This is a genomic window from Pseudovibrio sp. W64 (genome assembly GCF_001623145.1).
Taxonomy (GTDB): Bacteria; Pseudomonadota; Alphaproteobacteria; order Rhizobiales; family Stappiaceae; genus Pseudovibrio.
This window is the reverse complement of the sequence record NZ_LMCI01000036.1, coordinates 11,107-27,836: the sequence shown is the minus strand read 5'-3', so window position 1 is coordinate 27,836 and position 16,730 is coordinate 11,107. Positions and strand designations below refer to the sequence as shown.

Sequence of the window (16,730 nt, the reverse complement as noted above, 5' to 3'; positions counted from 1 at the left end):
CTCCATCTCTATTTAAAGATTAAAGTGTTGCACCCACCAGTTGAACCCACCGCCATTACTGGACATTTGGCAAACTCTATCATGGGTTGAGGAGTCATATCGGGCGACACTTCGCTTTTCACTAGCGAACGGTCTTGCAAACATAGATGCTAGCAAGCAGGATCATTATGTGAGCCCTTTCCCGACATTAGTTAAGCGACTAAACATTCACAGCGGCAGCAAGACACTGATAGCACTCGCAAGCCGTCTTTCTTAAGGTTACCCGTTGGCGTGAGTCTACCGCGGGGCTAGGAGCGCGAACATCCGCAGTCCATTAAGTGTACTTTGGATTGAACACTCCTAGAAGAGATGACTACCCAGTTGGCAGAAGCCTTTTTGCTGTGGCTGATGAAAGACGCCATTACCCCACTCTCAGTATCAACATAAGTAAATTCACTCAATCTTCTGCCGTTTATTGCTGCCCAAATATCCGAAAGGGATTGCCAAGTCTTTCATGACAGACACCGCATGGCGCTTGGTTAGAGTGTCAACAGGATAGGGTTTTTTCTCCGCATTACTCCAAGGGCCTGCAGCACAGGTACGGCCTTTAGGAGCTACTGAGTAAAGCCCCCACCACGCAGGTTCCCAAGATCCACCAGGAAAATCAGGAGCGCTGTTCTGTGATGGCGTCGTGTGGGTACACCAACTTGTGCCATTTCCTTTCCACCATTCATCGCAGTATTCAAAATATGTACCCCCACAACAGTATTCCAAGTGTTCTGGCGTGGTCATGTTTTTATAAAGCTCCTTAAGGTACTGCCCTACAATTTCTGCGTTATTTGGTAACTCTACAACTGTGCAGTTGTCATTAGTTCCAGCAGGCACCCCATATTCCGTAAATATGATGGGCCGGACATAATCGGTTTGCGCAACTTGCGGCTTGAACCGATTGAAGAACTGATCAAAGCTCTTGCCATCGTAAACATTCACAGCCCAGAGATCATAAAGCTGCGTATACTTCTGAACCAATTTTTCTGATGAGCCATTTATTTTATAAAGGAATAAATTGTCATCGTTCTGCATTGCCTGCATGAGCAGTTTATTCGGAGCATGTTTCCTGAAGGGTTTCACAAATTCAGCGTTGATCTCCCAAAACGCAGAGCTTTGGAGCCGCGTTGGGTTGTTCATTTCGTTACCTAACACAAACCCCATAACTGCCGGATGCTTGCCATAACGTTCAGCTAATTGCTCACACACCCACAAGTAATAGTCCTTGTAGGCTTTTCCCATTTGTGGTGAACCATTATCAAAAATGTTTCCAGCATCCAACGAAACCCCAATCAGAACATAAAGGTTGTTCTTTCGTGCGGCCTCCAGAAAATCATGATGTGATCGATCCTGCTCAGCATCCACTATTGAGCGCCACTCCAGCATATGCTTGCCGAGCGGCGGCTTCTTGGGCCAAAACTGATAAGTCTTTAAGACATTAATGTTCATAGCCTTTAGATTGGGAAGGTCCCTGTCCCAAATCTGGTCCTAAGTTCCCGGCTGATTGTTTACAGTAAAAAACCAATCGCCAACCTCTGGTTCGTTCTGGCCAGCCCCACAGGGAATTGGGCTATAGGAAACTCCTTTAACGAAGAATTTCTGCGGAAGAGGTGCGCGCTGTTTGTCCATCACCACAATGCACGCACTGCCCGAGGTTCTAGCTTTGCCGGGTTTGAAGTCAACGCTCCAATGGGATTCTTCGGTAGTTGTCATGCAGAAGGTTCCTCTAGTATCACCAATACTCACTCATTCATGCGCTCAAAGCAGCGAGCTGACCTTGGCTCTAAAGCGAGGTACCCTTGGATTGGAGCCGAAATCTACGCCTGTTTGAGCAGCACGTGGCCGAGGCTACTATCCTGAGGTGATGATATGTATAAGAGCACTGGTAGAATTCCGGTGCTTCTTTTTACGGCAACCACCATAGGAATTGTCCATAAAAATTTTTGGAAGGCAATTAAAAGCCTAAGGGTGCTGTTTTCCGAAACGACCTATGGCGGTTTCGGAAAACAGCAACATTCCTGCAGTCGGGCCACAAACGGACGTTCGGGCTATTCCATCGACGGTTGAATGTGTTCATCGTAAGTGCTGCACTTGCGTTTGCTTTACTACCTATGATTTCGTAAAATCAAGACAGATACCTCGAACTTTGCTTGGCTTATCAAGAGCATAGCTTTGCAGGGTGCCTTGCCCATCTTTGATACGAATTAGGTCTATTTCACAAAATGATTGAACGCATCTTTCAGGATATCCCAGACGGAAAAATCAATGAGGCTGATCAACAAGACTATTTAGTCCGCTTAGGTTGGTCAAAAGGCAAAACATGGGATGACCTGTTACAATCAAAACGTATCCTGATGATCTCAGAGGCAGGTGCAGGCAAAACCTATGAGTGCCAAGCTCAGGCTGAAAAATTATGGAAAGCAGGCGAACCAGCTTTTTTCATTGAGTTGGCAGATTTAGCAAAAAGAGACGTTCGCAGCCAGCTCGACCCTGAGGAAGAAGAGCGCTTCGACACTTGGCTTTCTTCTCAATCGGATGTGGCAACATTTTTTCTAGATTCGATAGACGAGTTAAAACTCTCTTTAGGATCGCTTAAACGAGCCCTTAAGCAGCTAAAAAAGTGCATTAATGGTCAACTTCATCGGGTAAGGATCGTTGTAACAACGCGGCCGATCCCATTTGACGAGCAGCTTGTCCGTAAAATTCTTCCAGTTCCTCCAGTGCCTTCCTCGAAAACAAAGGAGGAAATGTTAGCCGAAGTTGCTATGCATAGATCTCAGGATCGTCGAAACGCAAAGGATGATAACTCTGCACCTGAGTGGCGTGCCGTGGCCTTGATGCCGCTATCGGATGAGCAGATTATTGAGTTCGCCCGACACCAACGAGTAGATGAGCCCGAGGCGCTGTTAGCAGACTTAAAACAGCGAAATGCTATTGATTTTGCTCGCAGACCCCAAGACCTCATTGAGTTATGCGCGGATTGGCGTGAGCACAAGCGTATCAGAACTCATCGTAATCAAGTCGCATCCAACGTTCGAGTGAAATTACTTCCTCGCGAAGATAGGCCGGAACCAGCTGAGCTATCGGGAGAAAAGGCAACAGAAGGGGCCAGCAGATTGGCTCTTGCGATGCAGTTTACACGCAGATTGACGATCCGGCACAGCGCAGAAGCTGACACCGTAGATGATGATGAAGCTGCACTCGACCCAGCAATCATTTTGGCTGATTGGCAACCTGATGAGCGAAGAGCATTGCTTGAGCGACCACTTTTTAGCTTCGCCACATATGGCCGCGTACGCTTCCATCATCGCTCCGTTATGGAATACTTGGCTGCAGAACGGCTGATAGCTCTGCGAAAGCAAGGGATGCCATATAAGGCTTTGAGACGGTTATTATTCGCAGAAACAAAAGGAAAGCTAATAGTTCGGCCCTCTAAGCGCCCTATAGCAGGTTGGATCGCATTACAGGATAAAAGAATCTTTGAGCTATTGCGCGATAATGAACCTGCAGTGCTTTTGGATGAAGGAGATCCTGAGTCCATCTCCCTCCCCCAGCGCGAGCAAGTCCTATTGGCATATGTGGAACGATATGGGGCTGGAGGGTGGCGCGGGCTTGAGACACCTCCAATCCAGGTTCATCGCTTTGCCTCAAAAGGCCTCTCGAATGTCATAACCAAAATCTGGGAGGGAGGAGTAGAGAACCCAGAAGTACGAGAGGTGCTTTTTGACCTTGTTGCAGAAGGGCGTATCGACGCTTGTGCAGACATCGTCTTTGGAGTTACTCAGGACGCAACAGCCTCTGACAGAGATAGAATTGGAGCTTTGGAGGCCTTAACCGCTCTTGAAGATAAGCGCCTGACTGAGATTGCCGCTGCTATTGCTGATCATGACCATCGTTGGCCCAATCGCATTGCAGAAAGGGCAATCATCAGGTTGTTTCCGGAACATATGTCTGTTGAAGAATTATGTCTTGCTCTTCAATGGGAAAAGCCGTCAAAAAGTGACCTATTGGGCCTAACATGGCATTTAGGGAGAACAGTACAGACGTCGCCTCTGGAGATTGGTGTTCTAGAGAGGCTTCGTGATGAACTGGTGGCTCTTGTATCCAAGGGGCTGAGATGGAGGCAGCATCTGCCTCATATTACGAGTGATCAATGGTATCTCAGCTCAGTCTTAGCCGCAGTTTGTGAACGCGGCTTGACGCAGTCTCAAAGTGACGACTGGCTCCGCGCTAGCTCTCTTGCTCTGCAGTTACATCACAATAATCAAAGTTATGATGAACCGATCAGCTCGCTCAGGAAACAGCTATCAATTTTGAATGCAGATAGCACAGCGCGGCTGTTCTGGATCGTAGATGCATTAATCCAATCTCTCCATGAAATCACAGAGCCGTTGCAACGTTATATAGCGATTGCATCTTATGATGGGCCAATATTCTTAAACCATGAACGCGACTTTACCTGGGTTTGTGATGCGCTAAGCGACAAAAGGAATGACTTCGGCAAACGGTCTATGCTCTTGGAGGCCGCCCTACGTTTATCTCCTAATCAACAAAGCCGGAAAGGGCATATTCAAGAGCTCAAAGAACTCGTAGCTGATGAACCTACATTGTTACACAGGCTTGATGAAGCACTGAGTCCATCCAAGTACGACAAAGAAGATCAACGTTGGAAAAAAGAGCAAGCCAAGCGAGAAGAAAAAGAAAAGCGGAAAAAAGCTAAGGCTCACGCTAGCTGGGTTTCCTTTTGGCGCGAAGTTTCTAACCAGCCTGAAGAAGCGTTTTCTTCGAAGAAAAGGCAGGACACAGCTTGGAATTTATGGCGAGCAATGCGTGCTGATGGTGACAGTAGTCGGTCATCTGGTTGGAACCGCCGCCTGATTGAAGAACTATTCGATAAAGAGACCGCAGATCGCCTTCGGCGTGCACTTATGAAGATATGGCGAGAAGAACGACCAACTCTACCAAGCGAAAGAGCCCCCAATCAGCGTAACAGTTCACTTTGGCAGTTAGGTTTAGCCGCGATTTATGCAGAAGCAGAAGACCCCAATTGGGCAGCAGCGCTTAGTAGCGATGAAGCAAAATTAGCGGCACACTATGCCATAATCGAGTTAAACGGCCTTCCTCAATGGATGGAAGATTTGGCAAAGGCGCACCCGTCTGCCTTCGATCAGGTTCTTGGAAACGAGCTTTCATGGGAGCTCGCCCAAAAATCTGCTTCTGATGGTTATTCTAAGATGCTTCAAGGTATTGGCTATACATCTGAGGCTATTGCGAGACTGTTCTTGCCGCGTTTGGAGAAATGGCTTCAAGCAGGTGGACAGCAAGTTGTCGATGTGGCCGATGCGGACGGCGTAATTGGCCGAACCAAGCAAGTTACCGAAGTCGTTCTAAAACATGGTGATGAAACGGCTCTGGAGAGATTAAAACACCTAGCGATTGAACGACTTAAGCAGGAAGAGCTCTATGAGCTGCGTCTAGTCTGGTTGTCTATTTTACTCCGGGTAGATCCGGATATAGGTGTCTTACACTTTGAGAATGAAATCAAAGATATTGAGCCTGCAGAACGCTCTGAGGCTGTGACGCTATTTGCCACTCTTTTCGGTGATCGCATGGAAGCAGTCAGCTTAAGTGATGAGCGTTTCACACCGCAGATATTGTTGAAGTTGGTTCGCCTTGCTTATCAGCATGTTCGAACTCAAGACGATGCCAAGCGCGAAGGGTCTTACGAACCAGATACACGGGACAACGCTGAAACGGCCCGGAATATCATTGTAACGGCACTTTTCAACGCAAAGGGAGAAGATGGTTTAGCTGCTAAAATTGAAATGGCGGCTGACCCCCTGTGCACTCATTTCAAAGATCGGATTCTCGCTGTAGCAGAGGAGAATTGGGCGCGAGAGATCGATGCAGATATTTTTAATGAAGCTCAGGCCGTGGCGCTTGATCAATCAGGTGAAGCTCCCCCAAAAACCAATGAAGCCATGTTCGCCATTCTGAAAGACCGCCTGTCTGATCTTGATGAGCTTCTTTTGCAGGATACCTCTCCGAGAGAAGCTTGGGCAGGTATCAATCAAGAAAGAGTAATGCGCCGGGCTATCGCTCGGGAGCTAGAACTTGCAAGAAACTCGGTTTATAAAATAGATCAAGAAGGGGTCACAGCAGATGAGAAAGAAACCGATATTCGGCTGCGTTCGACAGCTTCCCCCGTGGAGGGCGTGATTGAGCTGAAGCTTGCTGACAAAAAGCGTTCAGCAAGAGAATTGCGTGATACCATCGAACATCAGCTCGTGAAAAAGTACATGGCTTCGGAGAACTGTAGATCCGGTGCCTTATTGCTTACTCTTTCAAGAAACCGAACATGGGAACACCCAGATGATGGCCGCACCATCAATGTCAAAGAGCTTATAACGTTGCTTGACGAAGAATGCGACAGAGTACGGGAAAAGCTTGGAGGAGCCGTCAACTTGACCGTTCATTTCCTCGATTTACGTCCAAGGCTTTTAACTGAGAAGCCCAAGTGAACATGATTGGCTTGGCGGTGACCTTGAAGGATCTTAGTTCAAACAGCCAGAAGTTGCAGCCAAGTAGCGTTTGAAGTTACCACTTTTTGAGCCAATGTCCGCAATTGGTCAAATTGGAGAGAACACTACAACACGAAACGACCTCATAATGCTGTAGGCTACCGCTCACCAGCTCAGGAAACCATCACTCCGATGGATCAAAGGCCAACCATGCACTAACGTTCAACTCGGATCACTTAATCGGGGCTGCTCAGTTACAATGATATCTGAAGCAATCGGCATTCAACATTGAGGTTACAATGTTTAGTTACCAACTCGTCTATATCTCGCTGTGCCCTAGGCTTTACTTAGATCTCTGCCCCTGTTCGTGTATTAGTGTTCAAAAGTGAACTCGTAGGCGTCACTGAGGCAATAGTTGATGCTGTATTCCAGGATTTGCTTGCTGTCGGGGTAGTCGACCTTCTGGCGAACCAGCAGGAGTGGGGTCATCTCGGAGCAGTTCAGCAGTTGGCGCAGCTCTTCATCTGGCATGCAGGCGCTGATAGCGCTGTGGTGTTTGCCTTTCACAATGCCTTGCTCTTTGAAGAAGCTGTAAAGGGAGTCGCCGACAGCCTCCGGGTCTTCGATTTGCGGGCAGTTGATGTAGGAATCTTCCAGTGAAACCGGATGGCCATCAATAGAGCGGAGGCGCTTGAATTGCAGAATTGGGGTACCTGCTGCCACGCCCAGCTCATCCGCAATTGCTTCTGGTGCCTCAATCGCCTGCTTGCTCAACCAATGTGTAGACGGGGTCGCACCGGTTCGTGTCACGATCTCTGAAAAGCCGGCCTCATTGTTGATGGTGTAGGAAATATCCCGCGAGATGTAGCTGCCAACCCCCTGATGGCTGCCAATCACGTTTTCTTCGCGCAAAGTCTCCAATGCATGTCTGACTGTCTTACGAGAGACACCAAGATTCTGTGCCAGATTGCGCTCACTGGGCAGGAAAGTCTCTGATGACAGCACCTCCTGCTGGATAGCCTCCTTGATTGCTGTCACCAGCCGTTGATAAAGCGGACTGGGGTCATTTTCAGCAAGTCTGTCCTTTAAAAACTGGTAGAGGTTGTCCATCGTGAGATCTATTTGTTCCAGGGTCCAAACAATGCCCCATCATAGCAAGATAGCTCAATATTTCGCAAAAAAATGCAAACCAGCTCAACACTCTGACAGGGCTTCCGACAAACTCGAATAGCTGCATTGTGCAATTAAATCAAACAAATACCTCCAATTTTTCCGATAGGTATCCACTGGTATCCTTTAATACATATTAATGCGTATTGGTTCCTTGTGGTACCTGGTGGTATCCAGTGGTATCTTTTTAGCCAAATGGGAGGTTTAATTGATGCGACCTAAAATCAAACTGTCATTAATGATGTTTGTGGAGTGGTTTATCTGGGGAGCCTGGTTTGTGCCGTTATGGCCAATCCTCAACAACAACGGATTTACACCTTCACAAATCGCATGGTGCTATGCGTGTTCAGCAATTGCTGCGATCATCTCACCGATCTTTGTTGGCTCAATCGCCGACCGTTATTTTCCAGCACAAAAAGTGTTAGCGGTCATGATGTTAGCGGGTGCCGGGCTTATGTATCTGGCAGCTCAGCAGACTACGTTCTCTACATTCTTTCCGCTGCTGATGGTATATTGCCTCACCTACATGCCAACCATCGCGCTGACGAACAGCATTGCATTTTCCAACGTTGAAGATGTTGAACGCGACTATCCGGTGATCCGCGTAATGGGCACCATCGGCTGGATTGCCTCCGGTTTCGCCTGTGGTTTCCTTCCGGGTTGGTTGGGTTATGGTGATATTTCTGCAACCAACATACCGCTGCTTGTTACAGCAGCAAGTTCTGCTTTTTTGGGCATCTATGCGTTGTTTTTGCCAAACACGCCCCCAACCCGCACAGGCGATGTTTCTCTCAAATCCATGTTGGGTCTGGATGCCTGGGTTCTGCTTAAAGACCGCAGTTTCCTCACGTTTTTTGTGGCATCCTTCATGTTCAGCATGCCGCTCGCATTCTACTACATCTTTGCCAATGGCTTCCTAACTGAAGCGGGCATGAAAAACGCAACCGGCTGGATGACACTCGGTCAGTTCTCCGAGATCTTTTTTATGCTGGCACTGCCGTTCTTCACCAAACGCTTTGGTATCAAGAAGGTACTGCTGCTCGGCCTGATAACTGCTGCAATCCGCTACATCTTCTTCTTCATGGGTGGCACAGAGGATATATTCTGCTACGGCTTGTTGTTTGCCGGTATTCTGCTGCACGGCGTCAGCTACGATTTCTACTTTGTTACCGCCTATATCTACGTGGACAAGAAAGCTCCAGCCCACATGCGAACCGCTGCACAGGGTCTGATCACTCTGGGTTGTCAGGGCATCGGCAGTCTGCTTGGTTACCGGTTGGGTGGATATTTGATGGGCAAGATGTTTGCTTATTCCGAACCGGTCAATGGCATGACCTTTAACTGGCCCGGCATGTGGATGTTTGGCGCGGGCATGATCATTGTCATCACGCTCTTCTTTGTCATGTTCTTCAGTGAATCAGATAAAGAAGTCAAACCCGTACAAATAACTGAAGATGGCAGCTCTAAGCCAGTTCCTTCCTCTGTCTAATAGACATTTGCAGCCCACTTTGCTGGGCTGCACCTCACGAGATAAATCAATGAATGAATTAAATCGTATAGCAGGAGCTGTGTATGGTCAGGCCGTGGGTGATGCACTGGGCATGCCATCCGAGTTGTGGCCACGGGAGCGGGTACAAAGTTTCTTTGGCTCAATCACCGATTTTCTCGACGGCCCTGCTGAAAACAACGCTGCCTGCTACTTCACCAGGGGCCAGTTTACAGATGATACCTCAATGGCTTTGGCTGTCGCTGATGCCGTTATCGAAAAAAACGGCCAGATTGATCCGGGATTGATTGGCCGCAACATTTTGAGCTGGGCTGAGCGTATAGATGCCTTCAGCAAGAATATCCTTGGTCCAACATCGAAAATTGCCCTGAACGCGATTAGAGACGGCATTTCCTTGGATGAGTTGGAGAACAATGGCTTAACCAATGGTGCCGCTATGCGGATTGCACCCATTGCGACGATCCTGTCCTCCTCATGTCAGGATACATTTATCGAAGAAGTTTACCAACTAGGTTATGCAACGCATAAGTCGGATGTTGCACTGGCCGGTGCGGTTGCTGTTGGTTGGGCTGTGACCCGCGCCGTTGAAGGGGTGGACTGGGAAACCATCAAACAGGAACTTCCTGCTATCGCTGACAAGGCACAGAAGCGCAAAGTAACCACCTTCAGCCCGAGCATGGCGAGCCGTATCAAATTGGGCCTGAAGCTTGTTGCAGACAGTGAAAGTGAGCAGGAAGCAAGCGAGAAGATCTACGGTATTCTGGGAGCAGGGACTTCCACTATCGAATCAGTTCCAGCTGCACTTGCCATGGTTGAACTAGCAAAAACAGATCCGAACACCTGTGCGTTGCTCTGCGCCAACCTTGGTGGTGACACCGATACAATCGGGGCCATGGCAACGGCGATTTGTGGTGCCTTGCAAGGTGTTGATGCAATTAATCCAAACTATCTGGAAACAATAAGCCGCTGCAATGAAGTGAAACTGGACAGCTATGTTCCTCAGCTTCAGCAACTACGTATCCAACGGAGAGGGTGATCACCATGAACTTGCAGAAGAAACTGACCAAAGTCACCCAGCAGCGCCCTGTTGTGATTGTTGGAGCAGCTTTTGTTGATCTGGTCATGAATACACCTCAGCTTCCCAAGCGCGGGGATGATGTGTTCGTTGACAGTTCCTCGGTAACCGTTGGCGGCTGTGCGCTCAACATTGCCCGCATTCACAAATCCCTTGGGTTGCACTCACAAGCCGCCATTCCAGTCGGGCAAGGCCTCTGGGCTGGCTGCATCCGAGATACATTGAGCAAAGAAGGCATTACGCTTACTCAAAAACGGACAAACGGCGATAATGGCTGGTGTATTGCCATGGTGGAGCAGGATGGAGAGCGGACATTTCTTTCTTCTTCTGGTGTTGAATCTCAGTGGGCTATAGAAGACCTGAAACAGCTCAATGTAGCTGAAAACGCGATTGTTTATCTTTCTGGATACCAGTTGGTGAGTTCATGCGGAGATCTGTTCCTTGATTGGATTGAGTGTCTTCCCCGCAGCGTCGAGATCATCGTTGATATTGGGCCGCGGCTGGTGGATTTGAGCGAAAAACAACTACAGCGTCTTTATGACAGGTCAGCGCTTCTGACCCTCAACCGTCGTGAAGCTGCTTTGCTGGCTGGAGGACAAGCGGAAGAGAAATTCTGCGCTGAGTTGTCCAGCCGTATTGGTCAGGCAGTGATCTATCGGATTGATAAGGATGGCGCTTTTGTTTTTGAAGGTGGAGCGCAACACCATGTCCGTCCGGTTCAGGCCAATCTTTCAGATAGCATTGGGGCGGGAGATGCTCATGTTGCCGGGTTGATCTACGGTCTGGCTATGGGGTTGAGCGTATTTGAGGCAGCTTTTATCGGCAATGCCGTTGCATCTCATGCTGTTGAACAGTCTGGAGCAAGCTTAGGTATCAGCCTCACGGAACTTGAGATACGCCTCAAAGCGAACTGAGTGATTGTTATAGTGATTCAGCCGATTAAGAGATATTTAGCTGACATGATCAAGTTGTGTGTTACTTCGCTCGCAAATAGTTTCGCTGTCGGGTGGGACCTATGTCGGATTTGATAAGTAACTTCGGGAATCCTATTAGTAATCACATCGCCAAACCAAGCGCGGGTTCTTGAGGTAGACAAGAAGGATGAAGCAAAGGTTATTGATTTGCACTCATATTAACATTTGAGCCCTCAACGTTAAGCTGATTATGATCAACCCAAAGTTGACATTTTGCTTTGGGTTGAGTGGTACCGTAGCTAGGCGAATGTCAGCTCATGGTCAATTCTTCATCAAGCAGGAACAGTCCTAAGGAAAGTAAGCGTCGCTGAGTGGATCTTAGCTTACCAACTGACGCTTTGCAGCAGCTGAGTCACTACGCCTACCTTGGAGGCCCTCGCCCGCACTGATCCGCGACTGCTATCGGCATTTCTCACCCATATCTGCTGAGTAAGCTGCTTACGAACGTGTCTCTTGTTGACGTTGTGTTATGTGTTTGATCTATTGATCAAATATTGGGTTGCGGGGGTAGGATTTGAACCTACGACCTTCAGGTTATGAGCCTCTAATGTAGTAAACTCTACTATTATTATTTTTCAATAAGTTAGCCTACAATACTCTGATTTATCTTTTGTTCTTATACGGTATTCGGGCATAATCACCGTCTTCAAAGGAGAGCAAATACAGCTCAAACCGAATATAGCTGTTGACGTAGTGTTGACGCAGAACATTGAGTATCTCAATGTCAAAATCTCAGTTATTGCCTCAATACATAATTTTCTACTCAGGTATAATGTATTCAATTCTCGCCGAAATAAATTTCAAGTTGCTTTTGCTTTTCTCCATAGTAAAAATCTGTATTTTCAAATGATCTACCATTTCTGATTACGTTCATTCTCAACACATCTAGATACTATAAAAGCAACTCGCTTAAATTCCTCTCATCGATTTTACACGATCTTGTCTAAGAGACTCAGGCCTAAATCCACCTCTAGTTAGCAAAGATAACGCGCTTGCCACTCTTTGTAGGGGCATGCCCTAGAGAATCCTTGTCAGAGTTGTGGATGTATTTCCTATTTAGTAACTTTTGCTCTTCCACAGATAGTGGCGCGTTATTATGAGTCTTTTCGTCAATTAATTTTAGCTCATCAGGTATATCGGTCAGCCCTTGGATGGGATTTGCTGGTTGCTCTGTCAACGTACCGACTTCATCTTCGTGCTGGATTGGTATTAATGGTACATTACTGGATACAGCATAGGCATGCATTTTATGTAGTGCTATTCGTGAGAGCGCCCCATCGACATAGTCGCGCTGCATAGTCGCTTCGAAAATCTCATCATTTACTGACTTCTGAGTAATTCGTCCATTCTCGCCTTCATAGGTGCACTCTTTAACTTGGGCTGAATAGTAGGCATCGGTTGTTTCACAAAACGGATCGTCTACGGAACCGATCCGCCCTTCGTCGATAGCGCGCTCAACTGCACTTGGGTTTGTACCAAGATCAACCTCGGTCCCCCCCGACAAATAACCTCCACCGATGTCCGAGTGGGAGCCATAAAGACATTCTTCAATATGATTGCCTTGGGTTTTCACCTCTGGTACTTCACAGCCTACCGGGCTTGACAAAATCGATTTTAGAGCGAAGTTCTTCCTGCGCTCGTTGATTGCAGTAAGATGAACGACCTTTCTTTCCGCAATACCAACTGGCAAATGAAGTAAAACACTACCGTTGTCGTTATTTTGTGGCGAAAAATCAAAGTGCCTAGGTGACGAGATAGAAGGAACAGTGTCGAATAGGCCTATAAACTGCAGTTTAGTTGGGATTTCATGAAATACGCTATATAGAGATTTATCACCTCTTACTTTTAAGTACATTACGCGGCGCTTTTCCCCCTCCATGTTCTGTTTTGTTTTTGTTCTGTTATATCCCATATGTCGCGTCGTCTTGTAATATGGACCGTAGATCGCTTGAAACAAATTCAGCACATGAGCGTAGTGACGCGCTGCTGCAGCTCCTCGGGAGAAGCCAAAAACATCAACTTCAATTCTAGTAATATTATAGGAGGCATATGCACTTACAAATTCCCAAGCCTGCGAAGCTCCCTTTTCCGATTTTGCAAGTACACCATAATCGCCACTGCCAGAGATTTGTCCGTTAGGAGAATCAATGTTTCCAGTGTCCGTTCCAATTCCTTCGATATAGTAGTTACCGTAGATGTATGTTTCCTCTTCCACGTTTTTCTGGCTATGCGAGGAAGGATATAGACGGTGAAGCTTCCATATATTAGTATAGTCTGATTTATAACTATCTGAAGTTAATGGCATATTATCAATGCCCGGCAGTTCACCTCCTGTTAGACGAGTACTTACATTGTAAGCATTGTTGCCGGTCCCATCAAAAAATAAGCCAATCCGCAATACAAATTTACAGGTTTCGCAAATAGAACGCTTGTCTTTTAGTAATTGCTCCGTCATCTGCTATTCTCTATCGGAGTTACATTACGGTTCTCACTTGTATAAAGCATTCCTGAAAACACTATTTGCGTTATTAGCGCGCTCACAAGAAATACTACCATCAATATAATAGATATAGATTTAGTAAAATAACTATAATTCCCATTCTTGAGAATAAAAAAATACCATACTATCAATATAAAAATAATAAAATTATAATAAAATATCAAATATTCTCCAGATAAATACTTGATATTACTTAATTTCATTGCATCAAAAAATAATAAAATAGGATTTATTGATATAAGATCTACAAATAACACACTCCCAAACGGAATTGCTACTAAGAGCAGTACAAACATAGTGCCAGCTAAAGTAAATCTTGGAACTCTATCTTCTTTGTTCGTCATCTATTCCTCGGATAATGTCATTTTTATAATTAATACGTTTGTTTTAAATACTCATTCAATTCACCAACAGTTTCTACTCCATTCGCAATAGCTTCTTTAACTTGATCTCTAGCAAAATCTTGTGCACCAGCAAAGGTTGTAACACCTATTTGCGGCAAGGCTTTTGCCTTCAAGAGATCATGCGCAATTTTTGCTATAAACAACTCCCACTGCATGTCCTCAAACACCTTCTCCTGAGCCTTACGGATCAGGGTGATGTGGCTCTTGGGTCGTTCGTTGGTTTGTGTGGAGCTTTCTGTAATTGGTGTCATGGGTGTGAGTTGGCGCGTCCCCATGTTAAAACGGTTTGTCTTGCAATGTTCACCTGCAGTAGGTGCTGCGAAGTGCCAGAGCTGCTGGGCATTGCACAGGCTGGGTTCTTCACACCAATCCTCAGCAATGAAGTCAGTAATTGGCCCGAAGAATGCCTGTGTTTCCGCAGGGTTTGTAGAGAGCAACCAGACGCGCAGAACAGCTGGATCAAAAAACCGAAACCTCACCAAACGGCCATCACTTTCGAACTCAACGCGCAAATAACGCCGGAAGTGCCGTCGTAGCAGCACGACATCCGTGGCTTCGTCCTCAGAGATATCTGGCGAAGCAACAAAGGCGCCGCGCTCTACCTGCTGCTTCAGGCTTTCTTGGGGCGGGGTTCTGTAAAGCTCTCTGGCCTTTGATTTTGAGGCTAAGAAGTAAATCCCCCAGCCCTTGCCCCAGCCTTCTTGAATCAGCCAATTGGTGAGATCGCTATCCTGCTCCAACCGCACCAGATAAGGAGCCGTCAGGGCAAGTTCCTGCGCCAGTTCTCCAGCAATCAGACTGCACCAGTCGGCATTCTCGTCCCCCAGTAAACGGCCATAGATATCTTCACACCATTGTCCGTCGATAATCGCATAAGCGGCAATGTCCTCAGTGACTTTGGCAAACAAGCTTGCCCTCACACTGTCCGCGATGAGCGTATCTGGCTCTACATCGATAGATAAAGCTGCTTGCGTCATGAAGCATCCTTAGCAAATGGACATTCCTCGGCGAACGGCTTGCGTGTCCCTGGAGGAGACGCTGCACCGATGAATACATTGGCGCTTCCCGAGACATCAGCACCACCACAATCTATCGGATCGCCAACACGGCCTGCTTGCTTGTTGTTGAAGTTCACCGTAGGGCTACCAGCCGCCAATGCTCTGCCATGAGAAGGAGACGGGCATGGTGAACAGCCATGGGGCGCATAAGCATCCCCCTGCCTTACAGCAGGCCGGTTGTTAATGAAGATATTTGGACTTCCGGCAATGGCAGGTGTTGGCGGAAAGTGACAATCATGGCCAGAGCCAATGTCACCTAAACGAGCTGCGGGTTTTCCTGACATAGACCTCTCCTATTTCTCAAAGGAGCGGGCATAACGCTCGGCATGGGGACCTTGATAATCTTCTGGTGCAGATGGTTCAATGAATGGAACATCCTTGCCTGTCGCAGGGGCCCCTGCCCCGCAATTGACATTCACAACAGTGCCTTCAATCTTGATGCCGCTCGCATCAATTCGAATGAAGTTGCCGCCCACGTTGAGAGAGATCGCAGAACCAGCACGAACAACCACCTGATCACCGCCATCAACAAAGATGGTACCAGGTGCGGTGTAATGCTGGTGTGCCAGACTTTCCATGCGAATGTTACGATTCACCTTGGTGGTATAGTTTCCACCAACCTGCAGCGTTTTATCATCAGCAATGCTTTCGTTGTCAGCAGCGTCAACCTGCGTGCGGCGAACCGCTTTCACATGAAGATCTTTTACACCGGAGATGGTTTCTCTGTGTGAGCCTTCCACTTCGATATCCTTCGATCCGCCTATAGATTCAGACTGAGAGCCATCAATCCGTTTATGGCGGTTGGCCCCGACCTTCCAGGTCTCGTTGTTCTCAACAACGCCGTTGTGGAATTTCTGAGCGTGGAACCAGACTTCCTCCTGCCCGCCCTCATCTTCAAAGCGAAGCTCGTTGTAGCCATTGGCCTTGTGGCTGTCTGACATGAGCACCATGCGGGTTTTGAAGTCGGGAAGTTTGTTCGGTGGACGGTTGTTGTTATGATACGTCCGCCCCGTAATGATTGGCTGGTCTGGATCACCTTCGAGGAAATCTACGATGACCTCGTGGCCGATGCGCGGGACAGCCATATGCCCCCAGGAGGCTCCACCCCAATTTTGCGAGACACGTATCCAGCACGAAGATCTATCATCCTTGGCACCATGGCGATCCCATGGGAACCAAACTTTGACCCGGCCATGTTCATCGCAGTAAATCTCTTCGCCTTCAGGTCCGGTGACATGGGCGATCTGAGGGCCGTCCACCAATGGCTTTTTGAGCAGTTTGGGCCGGTATGGCAGGCGGGCGGGCATAACCTCAAACCCGGCACTGTAAGTGGTGGTGCCGCTGCCAGCTTCCTCAGCCACGGCTTGCGGCTGGCTGCCCTGATGTGAGACGGTGAGCAAATGATACTTGATGTTGTAGTCGTCGTTTGGGTGGTCTGTGAGCGCAAACTGATGACCGGCTATCAGGTGGATAGCATTGGTCGCCCCGTGGCCC

At 47.7% G+C, this 16,730-nt stretch carries 12 protein-coding genes and 1 pseudogene; 5 read left to right on the top strand and 8 right to left on the bottom strand.

Annotation, left to right across the window (positions count from 1 at the left end):
* Positions 1-432 precede the first annotated feature (432 nt).
* Together PsW64_RS16490 and PsW64_RS16485 are read right to left on the bottom strand one after the other, a co-directional pair.
* Positions 433-1,476, bottom strand: a complete 1,044-nt coding sequence (locus PsW64_RS16490; RefSeq protein ID WP_063304288.1) for a cellulase family glycosylhydrolase — start codon at positions 1,474-1,476, stop codon at positions 433-435.
* A 39-nt stretch (positions 1,477-1,515) separates the two neighbouring features.
* Positions 1,516-1,740: a hypothetical protein gene (locus tag PsW64_RS16485; RefSeq protein ID WP_063304287.1), complete on the bottom strand. Its 225-nt coding sequence runs from the start codon at positions 1,738-1,740 to the stop codon at positions 1,516-1,518.
* 509 nt (positions 1,741-2,249) lie between these two features.
* Here PsW64_RS16485 and PsW64_RS16480 point away from each other — a divergent pair.
* The gene (locus PsW64_RS16480) at positions 2,250-6,548 is read left to right on the top strand and encodes an NACHT domain-containing protein (RefSeq protein WP_063304286.1); all 4,299 of its coding nucleotides are present in this window, start codon (positions 2,250-2,252) and stop codon (positions 6,546-6,548) included.
* A gap of 111 nt (positions 6,549-6,659) precedes the next feature.
* Positions 6,660-6,767, top strand: a pseudogene (locus PsW64_RS27395) (integrase core domain-containing protein); the annotation flags it as partial.
* Between the two features lie 153 nt (positions 6,768-6,920).
* On the opposite strand, the gene PsW64_RS16475 reads toward PsW64_RS27395, so the two are convergent.
* Complete coding sequence (locus PsW64_RS16475; RefSeq protein ID WP_063304285.1) at positions 6,921-7,658, bottom strand: GntR family transcriptional regulator; 738 nt, start codon at positions 7,656-7,658, stop codon at positions 6,921-6,923.
* A gap of 271 nt (positions 7,659-7,929) precedes the next feature.
* Here PsW64_RS16475 and PsW64_RS16470 point away from each other — a divergent pair, with 271 nt between their 5' ends.
* Genes PsW64_RS16470 through PsW64_RS16460 form a run of 3 tightly spaced genes read left to right on the top strand, consistent with a single transcriptional unit; the run spans position 7,930 to position 11,214 of the window.
* Positions 7,930-9,207 carry a nucleoside permease gene (locus PsW64_RS16470; RefSeq protein ID WP_063304284.1) on the top strand — a complete coding sequence of 426 codons (1,278 nt, stop codon included), beginning with the start codon at positions 7,930-7,932 and terminating at the stop codon, positions 9,205-9,207.
* A gap of 49 nt (positions 9,208-9,256) precedes the next feature.
* The gene (locus PsW64_RS16465) at positions 9,257-10,261 is read left to right on the top strand and encodes an ADP-ribosylglycohydrolase family protein (RefSeq protein ID WP_063304283.1); all 1,005 of its coding nucleotides are present in this window, start codon (positions 9,257-9,259) and stop codon (positions 10,259-10,261) included.
* A gap of 5 nt (positions 10,262-10,266) precedes the next feature.
* Positions 10,267-11,214 carry a PfkB family carbohydrate kinase gene (locus PsW64_RS16460; RefSeq protein WP_063304282.1) on the top strand — a complete coding sequence of 316 codons (948 nt, stop codon included), beginning with the start codon at positions 10,267-10,269 and terminating at the stop codon, positions 11,212-11,214.
* Between the two features lie 1,030 nt (positions 11,215-12,244).
* Here the strand turns inward: PsW64_RS16460 and PsW64_RS16455 are convergent.
* The 5 genes from PsW64_RS16455 to PsW64_RS16435 form a co-directional block, all read right to left on the bottom strand.
* Positions 12,245-13,729 (bottom strand): T6SS phospholipase effector Tle1-like catalytic domain-containing protein, encoded by a 1,485-nt coding sequence (locus tag PsW64_RS16455; protein WP_063304281.1) that lies wholly within the window; start codon positions 13,727-13,729, stop codon positions 12,245-12,247.
* Positions 13,726-14,118, bottom strand: a complete 393-nt coding sequence (locus PsW64_RS27795; RefSeq protein WP_057460779.1) for a hypothetical protein — start codon at positions 14,116-14,118, stop codon at positions 13,726-13,728. The genes PsW64_RS16455 and PsW64_RS27795 overlap by 4 nt, the downstream gene beginning before the upstream one ends.
* 29 nt (positions 14,119-14,147) lie before the next feature.
* Positions 14,148-15,155: a DUF4123 domain-containing protein gene (locus PsW64_RS16445; RefSeq protein ID WP_063304280.1), complete on the bottom strand. Its 1,008-nt coding sequence runs from the start codon at positions 15,153-15,155 to the stop codon at positions 14,148-14,150.
* Positions 15,152-15,520 carry a PAAR domain-containing protein gene (locus PsW64_RS16440; RefSeq protein WP_082596416.1) on the bottom strand — a complete coding sequence of 123 codons (369 nt, stop codon included), beginning with the start codon at positions 15,518-15,520 and terminating at the stop codon, positions 15,152-15,154. Before PsW64_RS16440 ends, PsW64_RS16445 begins: the two co-directional genes overlap by 4 nt.
* Before the next feature lie 9 nt (positions 15,521-15,529).
* On the bottom strand, positions 15,530-16,730 hold a 1,201-nt coding region (locus tag PsW64_RS16435; RefSeq protein WP_153042386.1), incomplete at its 5' end, for a type VI secretion system Vgr family protein.